General features: G+C 41.4%; 24 protein-coding genes and 1 pseudogene. 17 read left to right on the top strand and 8 right to left on the bottom strand.

What is annotated here, in order from left to right; all coding sequences use genetic code 11:
* Positions 1–87 precede the first annotated feature (87 nt).
* The gene (locus HUS26_RS13730; RefSeq protein WP_173917691.1) at positions 88–1,692 is read left to right on the top strand and encodes a metal ABC transporter solute-binding protein, Zn/Mn family; all 1,605 of its coding nucleotides are present in this window, start codon (positions 88–90) and stop codon (positions 1,690–1,692) included.
* A gap of 63 nt (positions 1,693–1,755) precedes the next feature.
* Here the strand turns inward: HUS26_RS13730 and HUS26_RS20280 are convergent.
* Positions 1,756–1,935: pseudogene (locus HUS26_RS20280) on the bottom strand (NlpC/P60 family protein); the annotation flags it as partial.
* Positions 1,936–2,053: 118 nt separating this feature from the next.
* Here HUS26_RS20280 and HUS26_RS13720 point away from each other — a divergent pair.
* The gene (locus HUS26_RS13720) at positions 2,054–2,398 is read left to right on the top strand and encodes an NlpC/P60 family protein (RefSeq protein ID WP_173918855.1); all 345 of its coding nucleotides are present in this window, start codon (positions 2,054–2,056) and stop codon (positions 2,396–2,398) included.
* A gap of 147 nt (positions 2,399–2,545) precedes the next feature.
* On the opposite strand, the gene HUS26_RS13715 is transcribed toward HUS26_RS13720, so the two are convergent.
* Both HUS26_RS13715 and bioB read right to left on the bottom strand, forming a co-directional pair.
* Complete coding sequence (locus HUS26_RS13715) at positions 2,546–3,094, bottom strand: biotin transporter BioY (RefSeq protein ID WP_173918854.1); 549 nt, start codon at positions 3,092–3,094, stop codon at positions 2,546–2,548.
* Positions 3,095–3,258: 164 nt separating this feature from the next.
* A complete protein-coding gene (bioB, locus tag HUS26_RS13710; RefSeq protein WP_173917689.1) occupies positions 3,259–4,245 on the bottom strand; it encodes a biotin synthase BioB in 987 nt (328 codons plus the stop codon).
* Positions 4,246–4,664: 419 nt separating this feature from the next.
* Here bioB and bioA point away from each other — a divergent pair, with 419 nt between their 5' ends.
* The 3 genes from bioA to bioD are packed head-to-tail and all read left to right on the top strand — an operon-like array spanning position 4,665 to position 7,887.
* Positions 4,665–6,029, top strand: coding sequence for an adenosylmethionine--8-amino-7-oxononanoate transaminase (gene bioA / locus HUS26_RS13705; RefSeq protein ID WP_173917688.1), 1,365 nt, complete (start codon positions 4,665–4,667; stop codon positions 6,027–6,029).
* Positions 6,010–7,185 (top strand): 8-amino-7-oxononanoate synthase, encoded by a 1,176-nt coding sequence (gene bioF / locus HUS26_RS13700; protein ID WP_254434205.1) that lies wholly within the window; start codon positions 6,010–6,012, stop codon positions 7,183–7,185. Before bioA ends, bioF begins: the two co-directional genes overlap by 20 nt.
* Entirely contained in the window at positions 7,186–7,887 is a 702-nt protein-coding gene (gene bioD, locus HUS26_RS13695; RefSeq protein WP_173917687.1) for a dethiobiotin synthase, read from the top strand.
* Between the two features lie 218 nt (positions 7,888–8,105).
* On the opposite strand, the gene HUS26_RS13690 is transcribed toward bioD, so the two are convergent.
* Complete coding sequence (locus HUS26_RS13690) at positions 8,106–9,083, bottom strand: MBL fold metallo-hydrolase (RefSeq protein ID WP_173917686.1); 978 nt, start codon at positions 9,081–9,083, stop codon at positions 8,106–8,108.
* 256 nt (positions 9,084–9,339) lie between these two features.
* On the opposite strand from HUS26_RS13690, the gene HUS26_RS13685 reads away from it, so the two are divergent.
* Positions 9,340–10,500, top strand: a complete 1,161-nt coding sequence (locus HUS26_RS13685; protein ID WP_173917685.1) for a hypothetical protein — start codon at positions 9,340–9,342, stop codon at positions 10,498–10,500.
* Between the two features lie 99 nt (positions 10,501–10,599).
* A complete protein-coding gene (locus HUS26_RS13680; RefSeq protein ID WP_173917684.1) occupies positions 10,600–11,451 on the top strand; it encodes a deoxyribonuclease IV in 852 nt (283 codons plus the stop codon).
* Positions 11,452–11,469: 18 nt separating this feature from the next.
* On the opposite strand, the gene HUS26_RS13675 is transcribed toward HUS26_RS13680, so the two are convergent.
* Positions 11,470–12,360 (bottom strand): fructose bisphosphate aldolase, encoded by an 891-nt coding sequence (locus HUS26_RS13675; protein WP_173917683.1) that lies wholly within the window; start codon positions 12,358–12,360, stop codon positions 11,470–11,472.
* Positions 12,361–12,460: 100 nt separating this feature from the next.
* Positions 12,461–12,724 (bottom strand): hypothetical protein, encoded by a 264-nt coding sequence (locus tag HUS26_RS13670; RefSeq protein ID WP_173917682.1) that lies wholly within the window; start codon positions 12,722–12,724, stop codon positions 12,461–12,463.
* A 196-nt stretch (positions 12,725–12,920) separates the two neighbouring features.
* Here HUS26_RS13670 and HUS26_RS13665 point away from each other — a divergent pair, with 196 nt between their 5' ends.
* The 4 genes from HUS26_RS13665 (at position 12,921) to HUS26_RS13650 (ending at position 16,954) form a co-directional block, all read left to right on the top strand.
* On the top strand, positions 12,921–13,571 hold the full coding sequence (locus HUS26_RS13665) for an SDR family oxidoreductase (protein ID WP_173917681.1): 651 nt from the start codon (positions 12,921–12,923) through the stop codon (positions 13,569–13,571).
* 221 nt (positions 13,572–13,792) lie between these two features.
* Positions 13,793–15,217 carry an aldehyde dehydrogenase family protein gene (locus HUS26_RS13660; RefSeq protein ID WP_173917680.1) on the top strand — a complete coding sequence of 475 codons (1,425 nt, stop codon included), beginning with the start codon at positions 13,793–13,795 and terminating at the stop codon, positions 15,215–15,217.
* A 234-nt stretch (positions 15,218–15,451) separates the two neighbouring features.
* Positions 15,452–16,372 (top strand): VanW family protein, encoded by a 921-nt coding sequence (locus HUS26_RS13655; protein WP_173917679.1) that lies wholly within the window; start codon positions 15,452–15,454, stop codon positions 16,370–16,372.
* Positions 16,373–16,660: 288 nt separating this feature from the next.
* Positions 16,661–16,954, top strand: coding sequence for an NAD(P)-dependent oxidoreductase (locus HUS26_RS13650; RefSeq protein WP_371809636.1), 294 nt, complete (start codon positions 16,661–16,663; stop codon positions 16,952–16,954).
* 83 nt (positions 16,955–17,037) lie between these two features.
* On the opposite strand, the gene larC is transcribed toward HUS26_RS13650, so the two are convergent.
* Positions 17,038–17,496: a nickel insertion protein gene (gene larC / locus HUS26_RS13645; RefSeq protein ID WP_173917678.1), complete on the bottom strand. Its 459-nt coding sequence runs from the start codon at positions 17,494–17,496 to the stop codon at positions 17,038–17,040.
* Positions 17,497–17,551: 55 nt separating this feature from the next.
* Here larC and larB point away from each other — a divergent pair, with 55 nt between their 5' ends.
* From larB to HUS26_RS13625, 4 genes are read left to right on the top strand one after another with little or no spacing between them, the layout of a single operon-like run.
* On the top strand, positions 17,552–18,295 hold the full coding sequence (larB, locus tag HUS26_RS13640) for a nickel pincer cofactor biosynthesis protein LarB (protein ID WP_173917677.1): 744 nt from the start codon (positions 17,552–17,554) through the stop codon (positions 18,293–18,295).
* A 29-nt stretch (positions 18,296–18,324) separates the two neighbouring features.
* A complete protein-coding gene (locus HUS26_RS13635; protein WP_173917676.1) occupies positions 18,325–19,047 on the top strand; it encodes a LarC family nickel insertion protein in 723 nt (240 codons plus the stop codon).
* Positions 19,048–19,066: 19 nt separating this feature from the next.
* Positions 19,067–19,897: an ATP-dependent sacrificial sulfur transferase LarE gene (larE, locus tag HUS26_RS13630; protein ID WP_173917675.1), complete on the top strand. Its 831-nt coding sequence runs from the start codon at positions 19,067–19,069 to the stop codon at positions 19,895–19,897.
* Positions 19,894–20,529, top strand: a complete 636-nt coding sequence (locus HUS26_RS13625; RefSeq protein ID WP_173917674.1) for an urease accessory protein UreH — start codon at positions 19,894–19,896, stop codon at positions 20,527–20,529. Before larE ends, HUS26_RS13625 begins: the two co-directional genes overlap by 4 nt.
* A gap of 48 nt (positions 20,530–20,577) precedes the next feature.
* On the opposite strand, the gene HUS26_RS13620 is transcribed toward HUS26_RS13625, so the two are convergent.
* Entirely contained in the window at positions 20,578–21,420 is an 843-nt protein-coding gene (locus HUS26_RS13620) for an aldo/keto reductase (RefSeq protein ID WP_173918852.1), read from the bottom strand.
* Between the two features lie 198 nt (positions 21,421–21,618).
* On the opposite strand from HUS26_RS13620, the gene HUS26_RS13615 reads away from it, so the two are divergent.
* Complete coding sequence (locus HUS26_RS13615) at positions 21,619–22,347, top strand: tryptophan-rich sensory protein (RefSeq protein WP_173917673.1); 729 nt, start codon at positions 21,619–21,621, stop codon at positions 22,345–22,347.
* A gap of 146 nt (positions 22,348–22,493) precedes the next feature.
* Positions 22,494–23,051, top strand: a complete 558-nt coding sequence (locus tag HUS26_RS13610; RefSeq protein ID WP_173917672.1) for a hypothetical protein — start codon at positions 22,494–22,496, stop codon at positions 23,049–23,051.
* Positions 23,052–23,378 lie beyond the last annotated feature (327 nt).

The following is a 23,378-nucleotide window of genomic DNA, read 5'->3' as shown; positions in this document are numbered from 1 at the left end:
AATAAATTAAATAATAAGCGTAATGATTACTATTTACAAATCGTAATCATTACGCTAAAATAATACGGAATAAAAGGAGGAGAGCATTTGTTTAAAAAATTTGCAGGAGTACTTAGTTTATTTATTGTCATCTTTACTATGGCTGCATGCGGCGGTGAAGAAACAAGCGGCGATGAAAGTAAAAAAGGATCTCAGGAATTTAATGAAGAGTTAAAGGTGTTCACAACGGTTTATCCTCTTCAGTTCTTTACTGAACAAATCGCAGGGGATCAAGCATCAGTGGAATCTATTCTTCCGCCTGGATCAGACCCTCATACATTTGAATCAACCACCAAAGAAATGATCAAAATCGCTGAATCGGATGCTTTTATTTATAATGGGGCAGGTTTAGAGCCTTATGCGAACAAAATCTCTGAATCTATTGAGTCAGAAGACGTTCAAATCCTTGAGGTATCGAAAGGAATTGACCTGGAAGAGCATGCCCATAGCCATGGCGAAAAAGACAGTCATGATGAACATGCGCACGACGAAGATGGTCATGAGGACGAACATGCCGGGCATGACAACGGCGATCAAGACCCGCACATTTGGCTGGACCCTGTTCGTTCTATTGAAATGGCAGAACATATAAAAGAGACATTAGTCGAATTAAAGCCTGAACAGGAAGAAGGGTTTAACGAAAACTTTGAAGAGCTGAAAGCAAAGCTTGAGAGCTTAGACAAAAAGTTTCATACACAGCTTGAAAGCTTACCTGGAAATAAAATTATCGTTTCTCATGAGGCCTACGGGTATTGGGAAAAAACATACGGAATTGAGCAGGTGGCCGTCTCAGGATTAAGCCCTGAGAATGAGCCTTCTCAAAAAGAATTGCAAAATATTGTGGAAACAGCTGAAAAGCAAGGGTTAAATCATGTGCTTTTCGAACAGAATATCACTCCAAAAGTAGCAGAAGTTGTTCGAAAGGAAATTGATGCAGAGACTTTACGCATACACAATTTATCTGTTCTAACCGAAGAAGATATTCAGAATAATGAAGATTACTTCACACTCATGCAGAGTAATTTAGAAGTACTTTCAACAGCTCTATCTGAGCCTTCATCAGCCTCAAATGGATCCAGCGAAGAGCATGATCACAGTCATGCCCATGATGAAGAAGAAAAAATTTATGAAGGTTATTTTGAAGACAGCCAAGTGGAGGACCGAAAACTTTCTGATTGGGAAGGAGACTGGCAGTCCGTATATCCATACCACCAAGGCGGAACTCTGGATGAAGTATATACTCATAAAGCAGAACATGAAGGGAACAAGACAGCTGAAGAATACAAGGAATATTATGAGGCAGGGTACCAGACAGATGTCGATCGTATTGTCATTGACCGAGAGACCGTCACCTTCTATAAAGATGAAGAAGAGCGTTCTGGAGAGTATGTCTCGGATGGTTATGAAATTTTAACCTATGATGCAGGTAATCGAGGGGTAAGATACATCTTTAAACTAAAGGAAGAAGCGGAAGGGCTTCCGAAGTATATTCAATTTAGTGATCATAGTATCTATCCAACGAAAGCCGATCACTATCACCTATATTGGGGCGACGATCGTGAAGCTCTATTAGATGAAGTTTCCCACTGGCCGACCTATTATCCATTAGATATGAGCGGTCATGACATTGCTCATGAAATGATGGCACACTAAAATAGAATGTTAAAGTTTTCATAAAGCAGTAGACCGTAAGAAGGTCTTCTGCTTTTCTTTTATTTAGGATCTCGTTACGATTATGAACCGCCCGTCGTTTATGTAAATTTCGGACATTAAATATGTACCCTTGAAAAATACAACATCCCCCGGCTGCAGATCGTTTACACTATTACCCTTCACCCACTGATCGGCAGTACCTCTAGGGAGAGAAATAGATTTTGATTCTTTATACACATTTTGGACAAGCTCAGAAAGGGATTTCTGAGAGGAATCTGGAAACTAGTGAATATTGGTCTGAAGCCTATCGGGGGCAAAACGATACACAGATGATGGTTCACCCCCATCTTTAGATAATGAGATTGTAGAGCAGGCAAAAGACTTAATTGGGGCGCATTACAATCTAAAGGGGTCTAGTCCGGAAGATGGGTTTAATTCAGGCGGGTTTGTTTATCATGTGTATAAAGAGGTAACCGGAAGCTGGCGGTCGAAACACCCTTCGTCACAATTTGAAGCAGGGATGAACATAGAGCGAGATGAATTAGAGCCTGGAGACATTGTCTTTTTGAAGAAATTGATTTCAGGCATTTATTCAGTGAATGACGAGTTTATCATTTCCACTCCGTCCGGTGAACACCCCGCTGTCAATCGAATTTATCTCTATCCCCATAATGAAGGATTGAATAAAAAGAAGGTTCCTTTTTAGGGAACCTTCTTTTTATTCGTACAATAGGATTAGTTTCAGTGACGAATCCTTTTCGTATCGTTTAAAGCTTAAGTATTCGACTGCTTCCTTCCTTTATTGTATGTTTTTTCATCACACATTCGAGAATAAATTTGTTTATTATCAAATTTAGGCCGTTAAATGGCGTTTCGATTTGTTTTGTAAATTTCTTTTCTTGGGATGAATTTTTTTAAAAACAGGGTATACACGCACAGCCAACAAGCTGGTAAAAACAGCAAGAACTATGTCTATGCCTACGGTACTAAACAATCCGGCGGCCAGTACATGAGATAAACTAGTAGGGATGTTCAGCCATAGATTTAATGCCAGATAAAGATAAGGGACGCCTATGGCATAAATAAGGACGGTTCCTATTAGGTTGGCGGCAATAAAATGTTTGAGCGTCGGCTGTTGAATACGTTCAATAATAAAACCGATGGCATAAGCTCCCATACCAAAGCCGATTAAATATCCGAACGTTGGCTGCAAGATATACGTAAGCCCGCCTCCTTGTGTAAAAACAGGAAGCCCAGCTAAGCCGACAAAAAGATAGACCAACTGACTTTGCAGCCCGCGCTTGCTTCCTAATAATGTTCCTGCTAAAAACACAGCGACAATTTGCAGTGTAAAAGGGACAACGGGCAGCGGAACTTTTATAAAGGCGCCAATCGCAGTCATTGCTGCAAAGATAGCGACAAGTGTAAGGGATAGAGTTCTGTAATTTTTCAACTTATTCTCCTTTCCTTATCCGAAACTTACTAAAGGAACTGAGTGGGGTTTGCCGGCAGCAGGCATGGAAGTTTCAGAATAACCGTTTTTTAAGTTTTATTTTCTCCACCGAGTTACACGGTTTCCTTTGCATACTCAACCTCAAACCCAAGATCTTCAAGCATTTGATGGTCTTTTGTTCCTTCTTGACCGTCAGTCGTAAGATAATCGCCTACAAAAATTGAATTTGCCGGGTATAGACTAAATGGTTGAAGACTTCTCAAGTTAACCTCTCTACCACCTGAAACGCGAATTTCTTTTGAAGGGTTAATAAAGCGAAATAGACTTAGTACCTTCAAACAATAGGTTGGTGTCAGTTCATTTGTTCCCTCTAATAATGTCCCATCAATGGCGTGCAAAAAGTTCACAGGTATGGAATCGGCGTCCAGTTCTTTTAAAGCGCGAGCCATATCAATCACATCTTGTTTAGACTCCTTCATCCCGACGATGACACCTGAACAAGGGGAAATTCCTGCCTCTTTCGCATGATTAACGGTAGCAACCCTGTCATGATATGTGTGGCTGGTAGTAATCTGGTCATGATGCCGTTCAGAGGTGTTGATATTATTGTTGTAGCGGTCTACTCCAGCTTCTTTTAACTCCCGGGCTTGTTCTGGCTTCAGCAAACCAAGGCATGCACATACTTTCATATCGTATTTATTTTTAATTTCTTTAACAGCCGATGTAACAATGTCGAGTTCTCGTTTCGAGGGCCCGCGCCCGCTCGCCACGATGCAGTACGTTCCTGACTTAAGGCGGTGGGCTTGCTCGGCCCCCTCAATGATCGTGTCCTTGTCCATCATGCGGTATTTTTGAATGGGAGCAGTAGAATCCCTGGATTGGGCACAGTACCCGCAGTTTTCAGGGCAAAACCCTGATTTTGTATTAATGATCATGTTTAATTTAACCTTGTTCCCGTAGTAATGCTTGCGAACCTGATACGCACTATGTAACAACTCTAGTAATTCCTCTTCTGGACACTCTAAAACAGCGAGTGCCTCTTCATTCGTTATTTCATTACCCTCAAGGACTTTTTCAGCTAATAGCTTCCAATTTTGCATCCAATCCCACCTTTATCTAATTCCTAAATGCTCTTTTAAAGTGAAAGTTTTAACAAGTCGGTAATCCACGAATCTTGATTATTCTAGCAGGCTTCACCGGCTCTTATTTTCCATTCTTTACCTCCTCTCTTTTATAAAATAAGCATAGAAGAAGGGGCTTCTATATGTCAACTTATTATATTTTAGGTTAACATATAAGTTAAACCTCCTTGAAAAATCGATCAGATAATGTAAACTTAAAAAATAAATAGTTAACATTAATCGTGAAGGGATTTGATAGACTCTGGAAGGATAGAGGATTATACGACTTAACTGCACTTAGCGGTCCCCATGCATGAAGAAAGGTTATATTGAAAGAATAAACTTTTTACAAAATCTGATGAAATAGATACTTGGCTTAATAGAAACGGAGGAGAAGAATGGACTTAATAGACAAGAGTAAAAAATACTTGTGGCTGCCGTTTACACAAATGAAAGATTATGATGACGAGCCATTAATTATTGAAAGCGGTAAAGGGATTAAAGTGAAGGATATTAATGGAAAAGAATATTTTGATGCTTTTTCATCTGTCTGGCTGAATGTACATGGACACCGAAAGAAAGAGCTGGATGATGCTGTCCGCGCTCAGTTGAATAAGATTGCCCATTCTACCTTACTCGGAATGACGAATGTTCCGGCTACCGAATTAGCGGAAGAACTAGTCAAAATTGCTCCTGATTCCGTAAGCAGAGTCTTTTATTCTGACAGCGGGGCAGAAGCCGTTGAAATTGCTGTAAAGATGGCCTATCAATATTGGCAGAATATTGGTGAGACCAACAAACAGAAATTCATTTCGATAAAGAATGGATATCACGGAGATACAATTGGGGCAGTTAGTGTCGGAGCCATTGATATTTTTCATAAGGTGTACGGTCCTTTAATGTTTGAAGGGTATAAAACAACGGTTCCTCATGTCTACCGCTACCCTGAAGAGGACGCTGAGAAATGCCGTGATGAAGCACTTGAAACACTTGAGACCTTATTAAAAGAGCATCATCAGGAGATTGCCGGGTTAACCATTGAATCAATGGTCCAGGGGGCCGGCGGCATGATAGTCATGCCGGAAGGTTACTTAGCCGGTGTTCGGGAACTATGCACTAAATACAATGTTCTCATGATTATTGATGAAGTAGCGACAGGCTTCGGTCGTACTGGGAAGATGTTTGCCTGTGAGCATGAAGGTGTCGAACCGGATCTCATGGCAGCAGGAAAAGGAATTACCGGGGGCTACCTGCCTATTGCCATTACATACACAACAGAAAAAATTTATGAGGCTTTTTATGATGACTATACAAACCTGAAGACTTTCTTTCATGGTCATTCGTATACCGGCAATCAGCTTGGCTGTGCAGCAGCACTGGCCAACCTCCAATTATTTGAGAAAGACCATATCACTCAGCGGGTTGCGAGAAAGTCTGAGTATTTACATGAATTATTCGAAGATTTGATCGACCTCCCTCATATCGGAGACATCCGTCAGCTTGGCTTCATGTGCGGGATTGAGCTCGTTTACGATAAGAATACGAAGGAGCCTTTTCCTTTTGAAAGAAGAGCAGCCTATAAAGCCTCATTAAAGATGCGGGAATTAGGCCTTTTGACAAGACCTACCGGAGATGTAGTCGTCTTTATGCCGCCTCTAGCCAGTACAGAAGAAGAGTTAAAGGAAATGGTTCAGATTATGAAACAAGCCATTGAGAGTATTACATCGGAGGAGGCGCTTCACGTTGCTGCGACAAACTCATGAGTGGCTGGCACAGGAAGTGGACACAATTAAGGATCAGAGGTTATACAGACAGCTTAGAACCATCTCTCCCTCGACTCTAGGGAGATCTTACGTAGATGGAATGGAAAGCATCATGGCTTCTTCCAACAATTACTTAGGCTTAGCAGAAGATCAAAGACTCACCGATGAAGCTGTGAAGATTATGAAAGAGTATGGGGTTGGAAGCACTGGATCAAGACTGACCACCGGCAATACCATCTGGCACGAGAAGCTGGAGAAGCGGATCGCTGAATTCAAAAACGAAGAAGCTGCCCTCATCTTCTCAAGTGGGTACCTTGCCAATATTGGCGTAATATCCAGCCTGGCAGGGGAAGGAGATATCATTTTAAGCGACCAGTTCAATCACGCAAGTATTATTGATGGCTGCAGGCTCAGCCGTGCGGAGACAAGTATTTATGGTCATCTGAATATGGAAGATTTACAAGAAAAATTAATCCATAGCCAGCATTATAAACGGAGATTTATCGTGACAGATGGTGTGTTCAGTATGGACGGGGACATTGCTCCATTGCGTGAGATCAAAGCTTTAGCGGAAACTTATAACGCTTTTGTAATTGTAGATGATGCTCACGCCACAGGGATTTTAGGTGAAAACGGCAGAGGGACAAGTGATCACTTTGATGTATCTGTAGATGTAATAGTGGGAACATTTAGTAAATCCATCGGCACCGAAGGAGGGTTTGTCACTGGGTCAAGAGCGCTGATTGAGTATTTAAGAAACCGGGCAAGACCATTCATTTTTCAAACGGCACTCCCCCCTAGCATGATGGCAGCTACTATTAAGGCCATCGATATTATCGAAACCAGTCCACAACTTCAGGATCATTTGCAGCACTTGATCGACTACACTCGAACTGAATTACTCAATTTTGGCTTTGACGTGAGAGGAGAGCGAACTCCTATTTTACCTGTCGTTATTGGAGACTCCAAAAAGACAATGAATTTTTCTAAAGAACTCGAAAATAATGGCGTGTTCGCTCCAGCCATTCGGCCTCCCAGTGTTCCACAAGGGGAAAGCCGGATTCGAATGACAATCATGGCGACACATACCAAAGAAGATATCCAGGAAATCTGTAAGGCCTTTTATAAGGTTGGAAAAAAGTTTGAGGTGATATAATTGGGACAAGGAATTTTCGTAACTGGAACAGACACAGGCATTGGAAAAACATTCGTAGCAGCTGGAATAGCGGCCGCACTGTCAGAAAAAGGTGTGGATGTCGGTGTTTTCAAACCGATGCTAAGTGGTGACAATAGAGAAGACCCGGAAAGTGATACTATAATCTTAAAGTCCATGTCTGGTGACGAATCTCCGACATCGGACATCACTCCCTTTCAATTTGATGAACCGTTGGCACCCTATCTCGCCGCTAAGCGACAAGGCATTTCTGTAAAAAAGACAGAAGTGATAAATACCTGGAATGATATCAAACATCGCCATTCCTTTAAAATAGTTGAAGGGGCAGGCGGCATTGCCGTCCCTTACGGAAAAGATTTTCTCGTCAGTGATGTGATGAAGGATATAAACCTTCCAGTGCTTGTGGTGGCCCGCCCTAATCTAGGTACAGTCAACCACACCTTTCTGACAGTGGATTATGCCCGCAGGTGCGGGTTGGATGTAATAGGCGTTGTGATCAATGGATATAATCCCGAAACGGCAGGAGTTGCAGAACAAACGAACCCTGAACTAATTGAGCATTTTTGCAAGGTACCTGTCCTTGGAATTATCCCGCAAATGGATAAAAAGGATAAGAAGACGCTGGCTGAGTTATTCGATTCTAAAATGGATTTATCTTCTTTTATGCAGGCAGGTGTTAAATGATAACAGGTCCTTCCTCATAAGTTGGGGGATAAAACAAAAAATGCTTCCTTTTAGGAAGCTTTTTTGTATGGAGACAGATTTATTTCAGAAATTATATTAGTTATTTAAGTATAACCGTACGTTATTTAAGAATAAGTCAATGATATTGAAGAATCTTAAAGACTTATTTAAGAGTGATTCGAAATTATCCAAGAAAAGGACTTTCATCTAACTTATATTCAAATAACAGAATAGCGGTAAGCGCCGTTCATCATTATCTTAGTAACTTTCCCTTTTTGCTCTAGATAATCAAGCTGGCCAATAATTTCCGACATGACTAGGGAAAATTGCTGGTCATACGTTTTCCCATAATAGCTCTGAGCAATATCACGGCCCGTAACTGCTCCGTTCTGGATAAGGACTCTGATCTTTTCTCCTTTTTCTTCAATACGCTGCAGCCGCTTTTTAATTAAACCGTGGGGATCTCTGATATCAGCCCCATGACCAGAGTAAACAAGCTCTACTGGCAGGGAGGCTATCTTGTTAAGAGATTGTACACTTTGGTGAAGTGTTGGAAGCCGTTTTCCGTTTCCATCAGGCTCCACTAAAGCATTGCTCGAAATATGTTGAAGGAGGACATCTGCCCCAAATAATATGTTGCTTTCTTGAGCCCATAACCCTATTTGATCAGGGGCGTGCCCGGGAAAGTGAAGAATCTCTAATAGCTGGAGTTGGGCTTTTTCGATTGCTGAAATAGAAGGCTGAATAGCTGCATCATGATTTTTATCAAGCGATTCGACTAAATAATCGACCTGCCGCTTGCCTCGATCACCACAATCAAATCTTTCATATAATTCGTGAAAAAAGTTTATACGCATTTGAAGGAAGTCCGGATCTCTTTTAAGGCGCGGAATAGCTATTTGATGAGCGAAGACAGGGATATCATGAGTTTCAACAATTCTGTTAACCAGACCGCAATGGTCTATGTGGTTATGACTAATTACAACAGCCGTTAAATCTTTCATTGTAAAGCCATGATGTTTGAGGGTATTCTGAAAAGCTTCCCAATTGTTTTGGTCATTCCAGCCAGCATCGAAAAGAATCAACTGGTCATCAAGGGAAAGCAGATAGAAATTCACGGTTTTCAGGGGATTCTTTTTACCGAGGTCTACTTTTATTGGATAAACTCTAAAAGCTGTATTTTGGTATTCAGACATACGGCACAACCTTTAATACAGATTATAATTTGAACTATTATTATAACACTTCGACTATTCATACATAATCATGTTTCCTATGAGTTGCGGAAAAAAGAATCTATGTTTCGCAGCCGTCTTGTTTCTGCAATGCTGCAAAGTACCTTCCTTTATGTAAAATTCAAATTTAATGAAAGCGTGGGTGTCTATATAGTCAGGTACAGCTATTCTTCATAATCTAATAATAGGATGAATTTGAAAAGGAGAGTTTATTGTTATGTCTATAGACGAGTGTTTACAGTTCCTTCCTCCACCGGGCTGCCCTGATATTTTTCCAAGAAGAAAATGTACGAATCCTCGAATTGAACTACACAACCCCGGCCCTATCAGCTGTCAAGCAACGATTACAGGCAGGGTTCTTTGTGATGAAGGGTTTGTGCCGGGGATTGAAGTGAATTTGTCCAGTACAGCTTCCTTTATGAGCTTTACTCCTGCTAATCCAATCACCAATTTATTTGGAGAATTTACAAGCACAGTTACCGTAGAACAGGGTACAGATATTACAGAAGGAGTAGATTATACAGCAAGTGCCGTTGTGAATGGGGTGACAATAGAAAATACAAACTTTGTACGGGCTGGCTGTGTTGCGTGTGATAATCCTGTTATTACGTTAGACACTCCTGAAGCTACAGTTACTTGTGATGGTGCGGCCCTTTCTGGTACCGTAACCTGTGGTGAGGATGGGGAAGGTATTACAGATGTGGCTGTATTTTTTACTCCTGCTGTTAATAATGTATTTATAAACCCTAATCCTGCTATTACGGATAGTAATGGGGTTTATACAGCTACAATCACACCTATCACAGGAGCGATGGAAACTATAAACATTACGGCATTTACTACCGTAGGGGGGATCCCGATAAGTGACGGTCCTAACAGTGTCGATGTAGATTGTCCTCTGCCTCCAATGGAGTGCACTTGCAAATTTAGATTAAATACTCAAGGAGGAGAACAGCCGGAAGCAAATATCCGGGTGACTCGCTTTGGAAATGTTATGGATTATACGGGGACACTAAATATTACTGTCAATCAATGTGGGGCAAGTGCCGGAGGTGGATGTGATCCGGGAATAGATAACTTCAACTTTACTTTTAACGCAAATAATGGAGACACCTTCCAGTTCACTCAAGGACGCAGAACATCTATCACATGTGAAGATAACTTTACTAGAGCTACAGTAATCGGTCATATAAACGGACGGATTAACCAAGGACCGGCAAGGACATTCACGGCTACGATTACCGCTACTTTAAATAACGTAACAAATGTGATTACTTGGGAGATATATGCCGAAGATGAAACCGCGACCACTTTTGAGACGCTTACACCTTTTGCTGCACCAGGTTCGCCTCAATCGTTTATTGCCGATTGTCCGTAAATAAAAGTAATACGAATAGGAGACGCTGAATAAAAGGCGTCTTTTTTGTTTTGGGAAAGATAAATATTATTATCTCTTAAGAAGTAGGAGAGGGATCGTATGATTTTCGGCAGTCACGTTTCAATCAGGGATGGTTATTTAGGGGCTGCCAAACGAGCCGCAGCCCTTAACGCTGATGCTTTTCAATATTTTCCGAAGAACCCGAGAAGTATATCAGTTAAATCGTTTAATAAAGAAGATGCGATGCTGTGCAAGAATTTTTGTAAGAGGAAAGGACTTGTATCAGTTGTTCATACGCCGTATCCTACGACTCTAACCCCTGCTGATGAGAATAAAAGGGAGCAGGTGAAAGGGTCCCTTTTGAATGACTTAGAGATTGCTGATGCCTGCGGATCGCTTGGGGTTGTGGTCCATTTCGGAAAAGATATTTTCCGGGACGATCAGCTGGCCAGTTATCGATTAATGATAGAGGTGCTAAATGAAGTGCTTAGCCAGTGGCAGGGAGAGTGCAGGATTCTCCTTGAGAATATGGCAGGGAAGCCGGGAGCAATGGGCACTACTTTGGAAGAACTCGTGCAGCTCCGGAGATTATCTGATCATCCAGATAAGATCGGCTTCTGCTTCGATACGTGCCATGCATTTGCGAGCGGGCTATGGGACGGTGACAATTGGAAGCAGGTAGAAGAAAAGGGGGTAGAGCTGGGCTATTTTGAGGATTTAGCTGTGATCCATCTCAATAATTCTAAATATGACACGGGCACAGGGAAAGACCGGCATGCGAATATTTTTGAGCTTGGTTATATTAAGGAAGAACAATTTGCTCAGGTAATGGATTCAAGACTTTTAGAAAATGTACCATTCATCTTAGAAACTCCTAAAGAAATCGTTTCTCATAAAGAAGAAATCCGCCAATTGCATCTAAAATGGGGGAAAGATAAAGGTACGCCATAAGCGTACCTTTGTGAATCATTATTTCTTATTCACAGAAGCATCATAAATCGTATCTACTGCATCCTTCAATGCTTTATCAAACTCTTCTTCAGATTGATTAGCATTAAGGTCAGCTGCCAGAGCACGGGAAAAGCTTGCAATCAGACCAACATTCTCTTTCAACTTCTCATTTGCATCATCACGGGAATAACCGCCGGACAGTGCGACAACACGTACAACTCGCGGATGCTCAATCAACTCTTTGTAATTGTTGGCTTTCGTTGGAATCGTAAGCTTCAACATAACATTTTCGTCTTCTGATAAATTATTGAGATGGTTTAGAATTTCATCACGCAGGATTTCTTCACATTTTTCCTTGTTCTCACTGTGAATATTGACTTCCGGCTCGATGATCGGGACGAGACCAGCAGCGATGATCTGTTTTCCGATTTGGAATTGCTGCTCGACGACCTGCTTAATACCATCCTCGTTTGGTTCATGGATGACTGAGCGCATTTTAGTACCGAAAATATTTCGTTCGTTGGCACGGTGCAGTGTCGCATCCAAGTCATGGATCGGTTTCATGAGCTGCACGCCATTTTCCTGCTCGGCTAGTCCTTTATCGACTTTGAGGAAAGGGACAACGCCTTTATCAGCAAGATAATCAGCCGTATATTTACCCTCAATTTCACGATCCATCGTCTGCTCAAAGAGAATCGCACCAATTATACGGTCACCATCAAAGGCAGGAGATGTGATGATTCTTGTCCGCATCTGGTGGACAAGATCAAACATTTCATCTTCCCCGGAATAAGAACCTTCAGGTACCCCGTACCCTGCTAATGCTTTAGGCGTACTGCCGCCGCTTTGGTCGAGTGCGGCGATAAATCCTTTTCCATTTTTGATTTTATCGAATTGCTGATTGTTCATGCTTCCACTCCTTCTTTTTTAATAGAATCCACTTATACTCTTCCCATTATTGCCTAGTACGTAACAAAAAGCGGAAAAGATAGTAATGATTTTAGGCGTATTAATGATAAAAATTCCTGATCTCATTTAAGTCATTTATAAATAGATCTGCCTCTTCCTTACTCAAACGCACGAGCATTTGTTCATTCAAGGTTAATACCTGACCATCCATCTCACCCTTATGGCTGTTTAAATATTCATAGATCGAGTTAAATTGGTCTTTGTTAAGTATCGAGGATGTTGAAAACTGCTTGACCTGCTGGAGTACAAACTCATCGTTAAACTGATCAAATTCCCCGGTGATAATATCACCTATAAAATTCATCTCATCACTCCTCAGATATTATTTCTGAGTTAGTTTGTCCTTAATAGCCGACTATATAACTGTGACAAAGAAGTCTAGCTATTAAATAACAGAGTATATTTCTAGACATTGTCTTTTACTTCCCTTTACGATATAGATAAGACATGATCGTAATATTAGTGGAACTTATTAAGCTTATTTAGAAAGGGTGAAGGTAATGAAAGTACTTGTAGTCGGAGCAAACGGACAAATTGGAAAACATCTCGTTTCTTTTATTCAGGAAAATGACAGCCTGGAAGCCAAAGCCATGATTCGTAAAGAAGAGCAGGCGTCCTATTTTGAAAATTTAGGTGCAGAAACAACAATTGTTGATCTTGAAGACGATATTGAATCAATCACAAAAGCAGCTGAGGGTGTGGATGCCGTCGTATTCACCGCAGGTTCCGGGCCAAACACCGGGCCGGATAAAACGATTTTAATTGATCTGGATGGTGCTGTAAAAACCATTAAAGCGGCTGAAGCTGCCGGTGTGAAGCGATTTGTTATGATCAGCTCGTTTGATACGACACGTGAAGCGATTCAGGCAGCTAACTCGTCATTCGCTCCATATGTAGTGGCTAAGCACTATGCCGATGAGTGGCTAAGAGGAACAGCGCTCGAATACACAATTATCCACCCCGGCCGTCTGTCAAATGATGAGGGAACCGGTAAGGTGGAAGCGGCAGAGACAGTGGAAAGAGGAAAGGTCCCACGAGAAGACGTTGCTTCTGTGATTGTTGCCACTTTGGAGAATGACTCAACGATTGGCAAAGAATATCAAGTGGTAGGTGGCACAAAGTCGATTAAGGAAGCCATCGATTCCCTCTAAATAAAAGAGAATTTTTATTAAAGACAATTTACCGTCAAGGTGAATTGTCTTTTTAATATGACTTGAGAAGAAAAGCCAGCGACGAGACGGGCTGCCTCGCTTTGCAAGGAGTGATAAGCCCACGTGAATCAGGCGAAGAATGTTTCAACTTCCCAAATAAAGGATACATTTTAATCAAGCTTATTAAATTAAACATTTTTAAATAAAAGGAGAATAGCTTTATGCGGAACTACTTAAAACATTATATTAACGGTGAATGGGTCGAATCTACTGGCTCAGAAACCGAAGAGGTAATCAACCCGGCGACTGAAGAAGTGATCGGAAAAATCAGTTTAGGTACGAAAGAAGATTTAGATAAAGCTGTGCAGGCAGCAAGAGATGCGTTTCAATCGTTTTCTCAAACGACAAAAGAAGAACGGATAGAAATGCTTGAAAACATTGCCAAAGAATATGAAAAAAGAAAAGATGAAATCATTGAAACCATTACGGATGAACTAGGTTCTCCGCTTGAACTCTCTGAAAAAGTGCATTATATGATGGGGTATAATCATTTTTCACAAGCGGCTGAATCGTTAAAAGAGTTCTCTTTCATGGAGGACCGCGGGGGTCATACGCGAGTGAAGGAATCCATTGGTGTCAGTGGTTTAATTACTCCGTGGAACTTTCCGACCAATCAAACGTCTACTAAGATTGCGAGTGCGTTTGCTGCGGGAAGTCCTGTCGTCTTGAAGCCGGCTGAACTAACTCCGTTTGCGGCGATTATTTTAGCAGAAATCTTTGATGAAGTCGGCGTTCCTAAAGGCGTATTTAACCTTATAAATGGGACGGGCGAAGTAATAGGAGACGGCATCAGTTCCCACCCGGACATCGATTTTGTATCCTTTACCGGCTCTGGTGCTACAGGTGAGAAGATTATGAAAAATGCCTCAGAAACGATTAAGAAGGTAGCCCTTGAGCTTGGGGGCAAATCACCGCTCGTCGTTCTCGATGATGCGGATGTGGAAGGTGCAGCAAAAGCTGCGGTTAGCCATATCGCAACAAATTCAGGTCAGGTCTGTTCAGCAGCTACACGGACTTTAATTCCTGTATCAATGAAGGAAGAATTTGAAGAGGCAGTCAAAAAAGCACTCGCCGAATTCCCTGTCGGTGATCCGCGTGAAGGAAACCACATTGGTCCCCTCGTTTCTAAGAAGCAGTGGGATACAGTTCAATCCTATATTGAGAAAGGAATAGACGAAGGAGCCACTTTAATCGCTGGAGGTACAGGTAAACCAGAAGGTCTTGACAAAGGCTACTATGCGAAGCCGACAATTTTTACTGATGTAGACAATCAAATGGTGATCGCTCAGGAGGAGATCTTCGGGCCTGTGATGACAATAATCACTTACGATACAATTGAAGAGGCCATTAAGATAGCAAACGAAACGATTTATGGCCTGGCTGGATATGTATTCGGGAATGACCCAGAAACCCTTCGAAAAACAGCTTCTGGTATTCGTGCCGGCCGTGTGAAGGTTAATGATGCGGAAGCCGATTTTTCATCTCCATTTGGCGGCTTTAAACAATCCGGTATTGGAAGGGAATGGGGCGATTTCGGAATCGAAGAATATTTAGAAGTGAAAACGATCTTAGGTTATCCATCGTAAAGATATCCTAGTGTGCGGTTTAAACCGATGATCCTTTTATCCTTAATGGATGGGACTGAGGGGATGCAGTATAAATTGGCGTCATGAAGATATAATTTTTCCATACGTGCGCTTGTTCCTTATTTAAGAGATAAGGAGCAGGCGTTTTTTTATAAGATTCGTCGATGTAACATATGAAAGTTCTTCACATGTTTTACAGCCTTCTACTCATACTAGCAGTAGGAGGCTTTACGTATGAAATTTGTCATTTTATCTTTAAGTTTGCTCTTAGCTCAGCCGTATATTCAACAAGATAATTTATCGATAACCGATGATGGGGAAGAAATCCTACACATAAACCGAAAGGACTTTGAAGCAGAGTTCTTCGGCAAACCGTTTGTGGACCAGAATAAAACCCAAGAGCTTATTGATCAGCTGGATCAGCAGATAAGCCAGGAACCTGTAGATGCAAAAATCGGCGAGTCCGGTGAGATTATACCTGGAGAGGCTGGATACAAAGTTTATCAAAAAAAATTCCTGGAAAAATTCTATAGTTATTTTTATGACACAGAGGCGGGGACCATTAGCGTACCGAAGATTGCCATTTCTCCTAAAGTAGATGGTGAATTGCTTGCCAATATCCGTACCCAGCAGATCGGTCATTATGTGACTTATTTTAATTCTAATAATAAAGAGCGCTCCTACAACATTCGCCTAGCCGCTGAAGTTTTGGACAGTTATGTGGTCTTTCCAGGGGAAGTATTCTCTTTTAATAAGGCCGTTGGTAAAAGAACGAAGGAAAAGGGATATAAAAATGCCCCCGTCATTGTAAAAGGGGAAGTGACCGAAGGAATTGGCGGTGGAATCTGCCAGCTATCTTCAACATTGTTCAACTCAGTGGACAACGCTGGGGTGAAAATTATGGAACGCTATTCCCACAGCAAACGGGTGCCTTATGTACCACCGGGACGAGACGCGACGGTAAGCTGGTATGGTCCTGATTTTACGTTTAAGAATCAGTATAATCAACCTCTGCTAATCCGCACTAAGGTTATTGGAGGACAGATGAGTGTGACGATGTATTCCTCAGATGTGATTAATTTTGACCCGCAGAACGTTCCCGATGCCAGCAAGAAACTCCCTGAAGAAAGAGAAAGGGGATCTAGTCAATCATAGAATGAACTGCTGGAGGAGATTAGACAACTAAATAAATTAAAGCATGCTAAATCTTTAATACAAACCAATCAAATAAGATATGAAAAATTATAAGAAAACGATAAAGCAGACCATTTTTCACGAGAGAAAATGGTCTGCTTTTTAAAATTAAGTTAAAAATGACCTTTCTAATAACTTAATTGAAAATAGTTAATTATGCTTATACCAGTTGTAAGGAGTGAGTAATTTGAAATCTTTAGGAGGTTGACTTAAATCAAGCTAATTTGTTGTTTTATCATTAAATAAAAAATAAAGAGGTGTACTAAAATCACTGTCCTGCTTTTACTTGTTGGACCCATTATTGATGAAGCTGCCCTCACGGACGCACTGAAAAAAGGAAGAATTGCCGGAGCCGCATTAGATGTAATGGAAGAAGAGCCTGTTAGGATCGACAGTGAGCTTCTGGAAATGGATAATGTTATCATCACACCGCACAGTGCTTGGTATTCAGAGGAAGCTATGGTAGAACTGAGAAAAAAAGCAGCTTTTAATATTGTTCAGGTTCTAAAAGGGGAACAGACACCTTATGCATTAACTAAATGACTCTGCAAACCAGCTTTTTAACTGCTGGGTTAATAGGGTGGAGCAGAATAGGAAGTTAAGTGAAAATTGAAAATATTATCTTTTCAGCTACTTATTACTTTCCAAACTTCCTGATATACTTTCTTTAGGGGAATGTGATATTTATCTGCAATTTTCTTGCAGCTGCTGTATTCAGGAGCTCGCTGGACCACTTTATCATTCAATAAGCCTTCTTTTACGGTGACAAATCCCCAAGGGGTCTCAACTTCTTTGAATTGTCTACCAAGGCGTTTGACGGAAAGGGGGTAATACCTTACTCCCAGAGTGGTTGTTTCCTGGAAAATAATATTCATCAATTCCTCAGCCCGTGTTTCTGGACATAATACCTGCAGCATGGTGCCTGGGCGGTTTTTTTTCATGTAAATCGGTATGTAAAACACGTCGTTTGCACCTGCCTCTAACAGCAGAGTCATGACATGACCGAGCCATTCACCAGGTATATCATCCAAATTTACTTCCATTTTGATCATCTCATGATCTGTATGTTCATACCGGTGCTGCATGATTAGCTCCTTCCTGCTCTGTCCAAAGGGTAATTTCATAGAAAGGTAGAGACAAATGGACTCATATACTAAACACATTCTAACACAATTTCAAGAAGGGGTTCTATCAATTGAGGAAGCGGAAGAAAGGCTGAAAGGCTTCACCGATTATGGTTTTGCTAAAGTCGATGACGCCCGTGAATTCAGGCAAGGTTTTCCTGAAGTTATTTTCGGGGCGAACAAGACACCTGAGCAGATAGCAGGGATTTTTAACCACCTTGCTTCTCAGAATCAGACGGTTCTGGCAACAAGAGTAACAGATCTAGCAGCAAAAGAGGTTTGTGATCTTCTGCCAGAAGTAAGCTACGACCCAGCCGGAAGAACACTGCTTTATAAACCGGATACATATGTTATGAAGAATGAAACTAAAAAAATAGGGGTTATTTGTGCGGGCACTTCTGATATTCCCGTAGCCAGGGAAGCTGAGGTTACCATCGAGGCCATGGGGCATGTATGCCAAAGCTTCTATGATATTGGAGTGGCAGGAATTCACCGGCTGTTTGCCCAACTGGAGGAAATCAAATCATGCCAGGTCTTGATTGTAGTTGCAGGAATGGAGGGAGCGCTGCCAAGTGTTGTCGGCGGGCTGGTATCGGTTCCTTTAATTGCTGTTCCGACCAGTGTCGGATATGGCACCCATCTGAATGGAATTACATCACTTTTAAGTATGTTAAACACTTGTGCTTCAGGTGTAACCGTTGTCAATATTGATAATGGTTTTGGAGCAGGCTATGCCGCATCACTTATGCTGAGAGTGTAATAAAAATAAACTATAAGGAGATCCACAATATGAGAACCTTATTTATCGACTGCGGTATATCGGGAATAGCCGGAGATATGACCTTGGCAGCTTTTACAGAAATAGGGGCTGATTTATCCGTCATATCGGATAAACTTCATTCAGTCGTAAACGAAGATTTTTCCCTATCTGTAGAAAAAGTAGTCAAAAAAGGTCTTTCTAGTTCACACTTAATTATTGATACAGAAGAAGAAAAACATTCGCACCGTCATTATACGGATATTAAACAAGCCATCGAGCAATCTGATCTTGAAGAGGAAGAAAAACTAACAGCCCTGTCTATGTTCGAAACGATCGCAATCGCAGAAGCAAAAATCCATAACTCTACACTGGAGAAAGTCCATTTCCATGAAGTAGGGGGAGTTGATTCTATGATTGACATTATAGGCGCAGCTATCGCTTATCATCAATTGGACATTGACAAGGTTGTCAGCACTCCTGTTGCTGCCGGAAATGGGTATATTCATATGGCGCATGGATTGTATCCTGTACCAGCTCCTGCTACTCTTGAAATTCTGAAAGATATCCCTTTGCATCATACAGAGGTGCAAGGAGAACTGACCACTCCAACTGGGGCAGCCATTATTCGTACATTAACGACTGAATATGGAACTATTCCGGGGATGAAGGTTAACAAAATTGGATACGGTGCGGGTACGAAAGACTTTGAAAATCACCCGAATGTTGTAAGGTTTGTTTTAGGAGAATCATAAGGGAAGGAGTGACTTGGGTATGGACACAAATCGAGCTCTAGAAAAGGAAAAGAAGCTGAAAGAAATTCTTCTGCAGATGGAGCGTGTGATCATTGCATTCTCAGGCGGGGTTGATAGCACCTATTTGCTTAAAGTTGCACTAGATACGCTAGGTGAAGAAAATGTATTAGCAGTTACGGCTGATTCAGAATCTTTTCCTCCTTCGGAATTAAAAGAAACAAAAAGGCTGGCGGCAGCATTAGAAGCTCCTCACCAAATCATTGAAATGTCTGAGTTAGCTATACCGGGCTATGCAGAAAATGATGCAAACCGCTGCTACTTCTGTAAAAAAGGACTATTTGAGCGTTTGTCCCCGCTGCTTCAGGAAAAGGAATTTAAGAATTTGACGTTTGGATTAATCAAAGATGATTTGGGCGATCACCGACCAGGAGTTCAGGCGGCGGTCGATAATAATGTCAGAGGGCCTTTAGCTGAAGCGGACATGTCAAAGGATGATATTCGCATACGTGCTAAAGAGCTGGGCATCGATAATTGGGACAAACCTTCCCTTGCCTGCTTGTCTTCAAGAATTGCCTATGGTGAAAGAATTACGATTGAGAAGCTGAAAAAGGTTGATGAAGCGGAACAGTTTATAAAAGGCCTGGAGATCAGACAGGTCAGGGTACGTGTACATAATGAGATTGCCAGGATCGAAGTAGAGCCCTCAGATATGATGCGCTTGCTGGAGCACCATGAGGAAATCGACACCTTTCTGAAAAGCCTTCATTTTAAATATGTCACGCTGGATATGAAAGGATATAAAAGTGGGAGCATGAATAATATGCTGGAAAGAGGAGCGCTATTATCATGATAGAAATACTGGCCATTGGCTTTTTACTTGGAATCAAGCATGCATTGGAACCCGATCATGTGATAGCGGTATCAACTATTGTTGGCAAGCATAAAAAGTTTTGGCGTTCAAGCTTTTTAGGATTCTTCTGGGGAATTGGCCACACGTTAACACTATTAGGGATCTTCCTTATAATGACCCTTACTAAGTCCAGCATCCCGGATACATGGGCGATGTCTTTTGAGATGGGTGTTGGATTTATGCTAATCTACCTTGGATTTTCGCCTCTTTGGAATTCTGGTAACGTTCATATTAAATCAGGAAAAGTCAAAGGTGAATCAAGCAAGAAGCTGTTTGTAAAATCAATGGCAATCGGACAGATTCATGGATTGGCAGGCAGTGCAGCTATGATACTACTCGCACTGTCCATGGTTGATTCAGCTCAAGAAGCCTTTATTTATATTAGTATATTTGGAATGGGTACAATTCTTGGGATGCTTGCATTTACACTGCTTCTCAGCATTCCTTACCAAATTGGGAGCCGCAGCCTGAAAATCAACCGTACACTCATAGGTGCGACTTCTATACTCAGTATAGGGTATGGATTATACTATATTTATACGATTGGTTTTGGTGATGGATTATTTCTTTAATACTTTGCAGAATAAAAGCACATCTCCGCCTTGGGAGATGTGCTTCTTTTAAAATTCTTCATAAACAGCAGGGTCTTGATCCTTAAGACGACCGTCAGAAAGCGTTAACGCTGAAATCTTGGTCATTTCTGTTTCACTCAATGAAAAGTCGAAAATCGCCATATTTTCACGCTGTCTTTCAGGAGAGGAAGACCTGGGGATGGCGATTGTTCCCAGCTGATAATGCCAGCGTAAAACCACTTGAGAGATAGATTTATTGTGCTCGCTTGCTATTTCCTGGAGAACGTCTTCCTCTAGAATATCCTTGGCGCGAGCCAGCGGGCTCCATGACTGGGTAGCAATATGATGCTCTTCGTGAAACATTCTTTGCTCTTCTTGATTGAAATACGGATGCAGCTCCACTTGGTTGATACTTGGAAGGACATCTGTTTCTTTCTGCAAACGTTCGATATGTTCAGGCAAGAAGTTACACACACCAATAGAACGAATAAGCCCCCATTTTTTAGCATCAATCAATGCCTGCCAAGCCTCCACATACATGTCTTGCTTTGGGTTTGGCAAGTGAATCAAGTAAAAGTCATAATAATCAAGCTGTGCACGATACAGCGATTCTTGAATAGTAGTGACCGCTTTGTCGTATGAATGATAGCGGCCAGGCAGCTTGGAGGTAATTAACAATTGCTCCCTTGGAACGGAACTGCGTCGAACAGCTTCCCCTACGGTTCCTTCGTTTTCGTAATTGTAGGCACTGTCGATCAGCCGGTAACCGGCATCAATGGCGTGATGTATTCTCTGAGCTCCTTGATTTCCGTTCAGGGTGTATGTACCGAAGCCGAGCATTGGCACTTTCATACCATCATTTAGTGTAATCTCAGGAATTTGGCTGCTAATTATGATCCACTCCTTTATGGTAATAAAACAAGGTTATCACCTGTGTGAAAAGATTTCCAAAAATATGAATGCCATTTGAGTTGATATCCTTCGGATACGGTTATTTTCATAATTTGTCTGTATACATAAACTGAAGTTGTATCCAAGGTGGAAAAGGAATACTATGTATCATAGTTGTGCTAACAGAGGAGTGTTGGAATGGGCAAATTTATTTTGAATGTCATCGCTTTTCTTCTCGTCGTCACCGTGAATGGTCTTGCGAATGCACTGCCGTTAAATGGGCAGACCACCGGTGAAATTTCGAATAGGTTGAATGTGCTTTTCACGCCTGCAGGGTATGTGTTCAGTATTTGGGGATTGATTTATATCCTGCTTGGACTATGGATCATCCGTCAGTTCCCGGCCAGCCGGCGAGATCTGCCGGTTTATCAAACGACGAGTTCTTTATTTGTCGTAAGCTGTATTCTGAACAGCCTTTGGATTTTTATGTGGCATTATGAATTCTTCGGACTTTCAGTTGTTGTTATGCTTCTTTTACTAATGACTCTGATTCGCTTGTATGTAAAATTAAAAGCAGCGAATGCGTCATTCTTTGATCTGCTGCCATTTTCTGTGTATCTAGGATGGATTAGCGTTGCTGCCATTGCCAACATCAGCTATTATCTGAATTATATCGAGTGGAACGGCTTCGGAATCTCTGCTTCGATCTGGACGTTCCTGCTCTTGATTATCGCTACAGGACTGGCTCTTTATTTTATGAAAAGTGAAAATGATTGGGTGTACCCTCTCGTATTCGTCTGGGCATTTATTGGAATTGGGGTTAAGAATCAGAATGGGGATGTCCCGCTGGTGGTTTACTCTTCACTTATACTCGCAGCGCTCCTTCTGTTTATTACTATTATCTACGCGTTTAAGCAGAGTAAATAGAAGCTTTACCCAAATAGAAGGAATGTACTCTTTCGATTCCTACTATTTTATCAATTTTTGATATCCTGGAAGTTTTCAACTAACCTCCCTTTTTTAGTATGCTATTATATTCTATAGCCATTACTATTGAAGGAGGATCTCCTAACATGTTCACTTTAAGGGACGCCATAGGGATGCGGTTAGAGGATATACAAGAGGAGAAAAAGCATCTGAGGGAAATGATCAAGCAGCTTACGAATGAACAGCACGAACTAATAGCCCGCCTGGAGCGTATGGAGGGGAATAGAGAGAACATTGATCCTTCAACCGTTATAACGACACAGGAGGCCGAAGACGAGTTAAAAGAACTGAGTTCGGAAATAGCAGCAAACTCGTCTAAATCAGAGGACCCATCTGAGGGCAGCTTATCAACAGAAACTTTGAAGAATGATTATATCCTTCCTACGGATCCTGTCGCTTTTTCAACAGATCGGAAAAAAAGCATGACGTATAAGGAACTGACCTATATTTTAATTAACTATGCGAGAACGCATAATAACCAGGTGGATCATGAAGCATTTGAGCAATTTCTGATTGATGAATACAATTTTACTCCGGAGAACTTTTCTCATATTATATGGAGAGCAAGAAAAATGGATCGGCGGTTAAGAAGCTTAATCAGTGGAAATAGGAAAATCACAGTATTAGATACCAGTGTCAATTAGAAAAGGATCTCTCCGAATAAGAAGATCGGAAAGGCTGCATAAGTGGACGCTCCCTTACTTTAAGGGGAGCGTCTTTTTTATGAATCATTATTTTTATTATTCTTCGAACGCTTCAGCAGCAATAGTACAAAAATAAGAAATAATAGGGCTATACCGATAGACATTGCAGTGATAGATAAGAAAAAACTATCCATGTTGAATTCCTCTCCTTTCAAAGTTTTTCGATACTGCGATCGGTTAGGATTTGTACCATTATAAAGGATTTTTTAATATCCATAAAATGTTCTATTAGAATAGAAGAAGAGTTATCAGGTTGCTATACAGCTG

It is taken from the genome of Halobacillus sp. Marseille-Q1614 (assembly GCF_902809865.1).
GTDB lineage: Bacteria > Bacillota > Bacilli > Bacillales > Halobacillaceae > Halobacillus_A.
The sequence above is the reverse complement of the archived record's forward strand: the minus strand, read 5'-3'. Positions and strand labels throughout refer to the sequence as shown.

Coding starts and splice junctions, on each gene's coding strand:
- HUS26_RS13715 (WP_173918854.1), bottom strand. CDS start 3,094: ATGACTGCGATTGGCGCCTTTATAAAAGTTCCGCTGCCCGTTGTCCCT.
- bioB (WP_173917689.1), bottom strand. CDS start 4,245: ATGCAAAATTGGAAGCTATTAGCTGAAAAAGTCCTTGAGGGTAATGAA.
- bioA (WP_173917688.1), top strand. CDS start 4,665: ATGGACTTAATAGACAAGAGTAAAAAATACTTGTGGCTGCCGTTTACA.
- HUS26_RS13690 (WP_173917686.1), bottom strand. CDS start 9,083: ATGTCTGAATACCAAAATACAGCTTTTAGAGTTTATCCAATAAAAGTA.
- HUS26_RS13685 (WP_173917685.1), top strand. CDS start 9,340: ATGTCTATAGACGAGTGTTTACAGTTCCTTCCTCCACCGGGCTGCCCT.
- HUS26_RS13680 (WP_173917684.1), top strand. CDS start 10,600: ATGATTTTCGGCAGTCACGTTTCAATCAGGGATGGTTATTTAGGGGCT.
- HUS26_RS13675 (WP_173917683.1), bottom strand. CDS start 12,360: ATGAACAATCAGCAATTCGATAAAATCAAAAATGGAAAAGGATTTATC.
- HUS26_RS13670 (WP_173917682.1), bottom strand. CDS start 12,724: ATGAATTTTATAGGTGATATTATCACCGGGGAATTTGATCAGTTTAAC.
- HUS26_RS13665 (WP_173917681.1), top strand. CDS start 12,921: ATGAAAGTACTTGTAGTCGGAGCAAACGGACAAATTGGAAAACATCTC.
- HUS26_RS13660 (WP_173917680.1), top strand. CDS start 13,793: ATGCGGAACTACTTAAAACATTATATTAACGGTGAATGGGTCGAATCT.
- HUS26_RS13655 (WP_173917679.1), top strand. CDS start 15,452: ATGAAATTTGTCATTTTATCTTTAAGTTTGCTCTTAGCTCAGCCGTAT.
- larC (WP_173917678.1), bottom strand. CDS start 17,496: ATGCAGCACCGGTATGAACATACAGATCATGAGATGATCAAAATGGAA.
- larB (WP_173917677.1), top strand. CDS start 17,552: ATGGACTCATATACTAAACACATTCTAACACAATTTCAAGAAGGGGTT.
- HUS26_RS13635 (WP_173917676.1), top strand. CDS start 18,325: ATGAGAACCTTATTTATCGACTGCGGTATATCGGGAATAGCCGGAGAT.
- larE (WP_173917675.1), top strand. CDS start 19,067: ATGGACACAAATCGAGCTCTAGAAAAGGAAAAGAAGCTGAAAGAAATT.
- HUS26_RS13625 (WP_173917674.1), top strand. CDS start 19,894: ATGATAGAAATACTGGCCATTGGCTTTTTACTTGGAATCAAGCATGCA.
- HUS26_RS13615 (WP_173917673.1), top strand. CDS start 21,619: ATGGGCAAATTTATTTTGAATGTCATCGCTTTTCTTCTCGTCGTCACC.
- HUS26_RS13610 (WP_173917672.1), top strand. CDS start 22,494: ATGTTCACTTTAAGGGACGCCATAGGGATGCGGTTAGAGGATATACAA.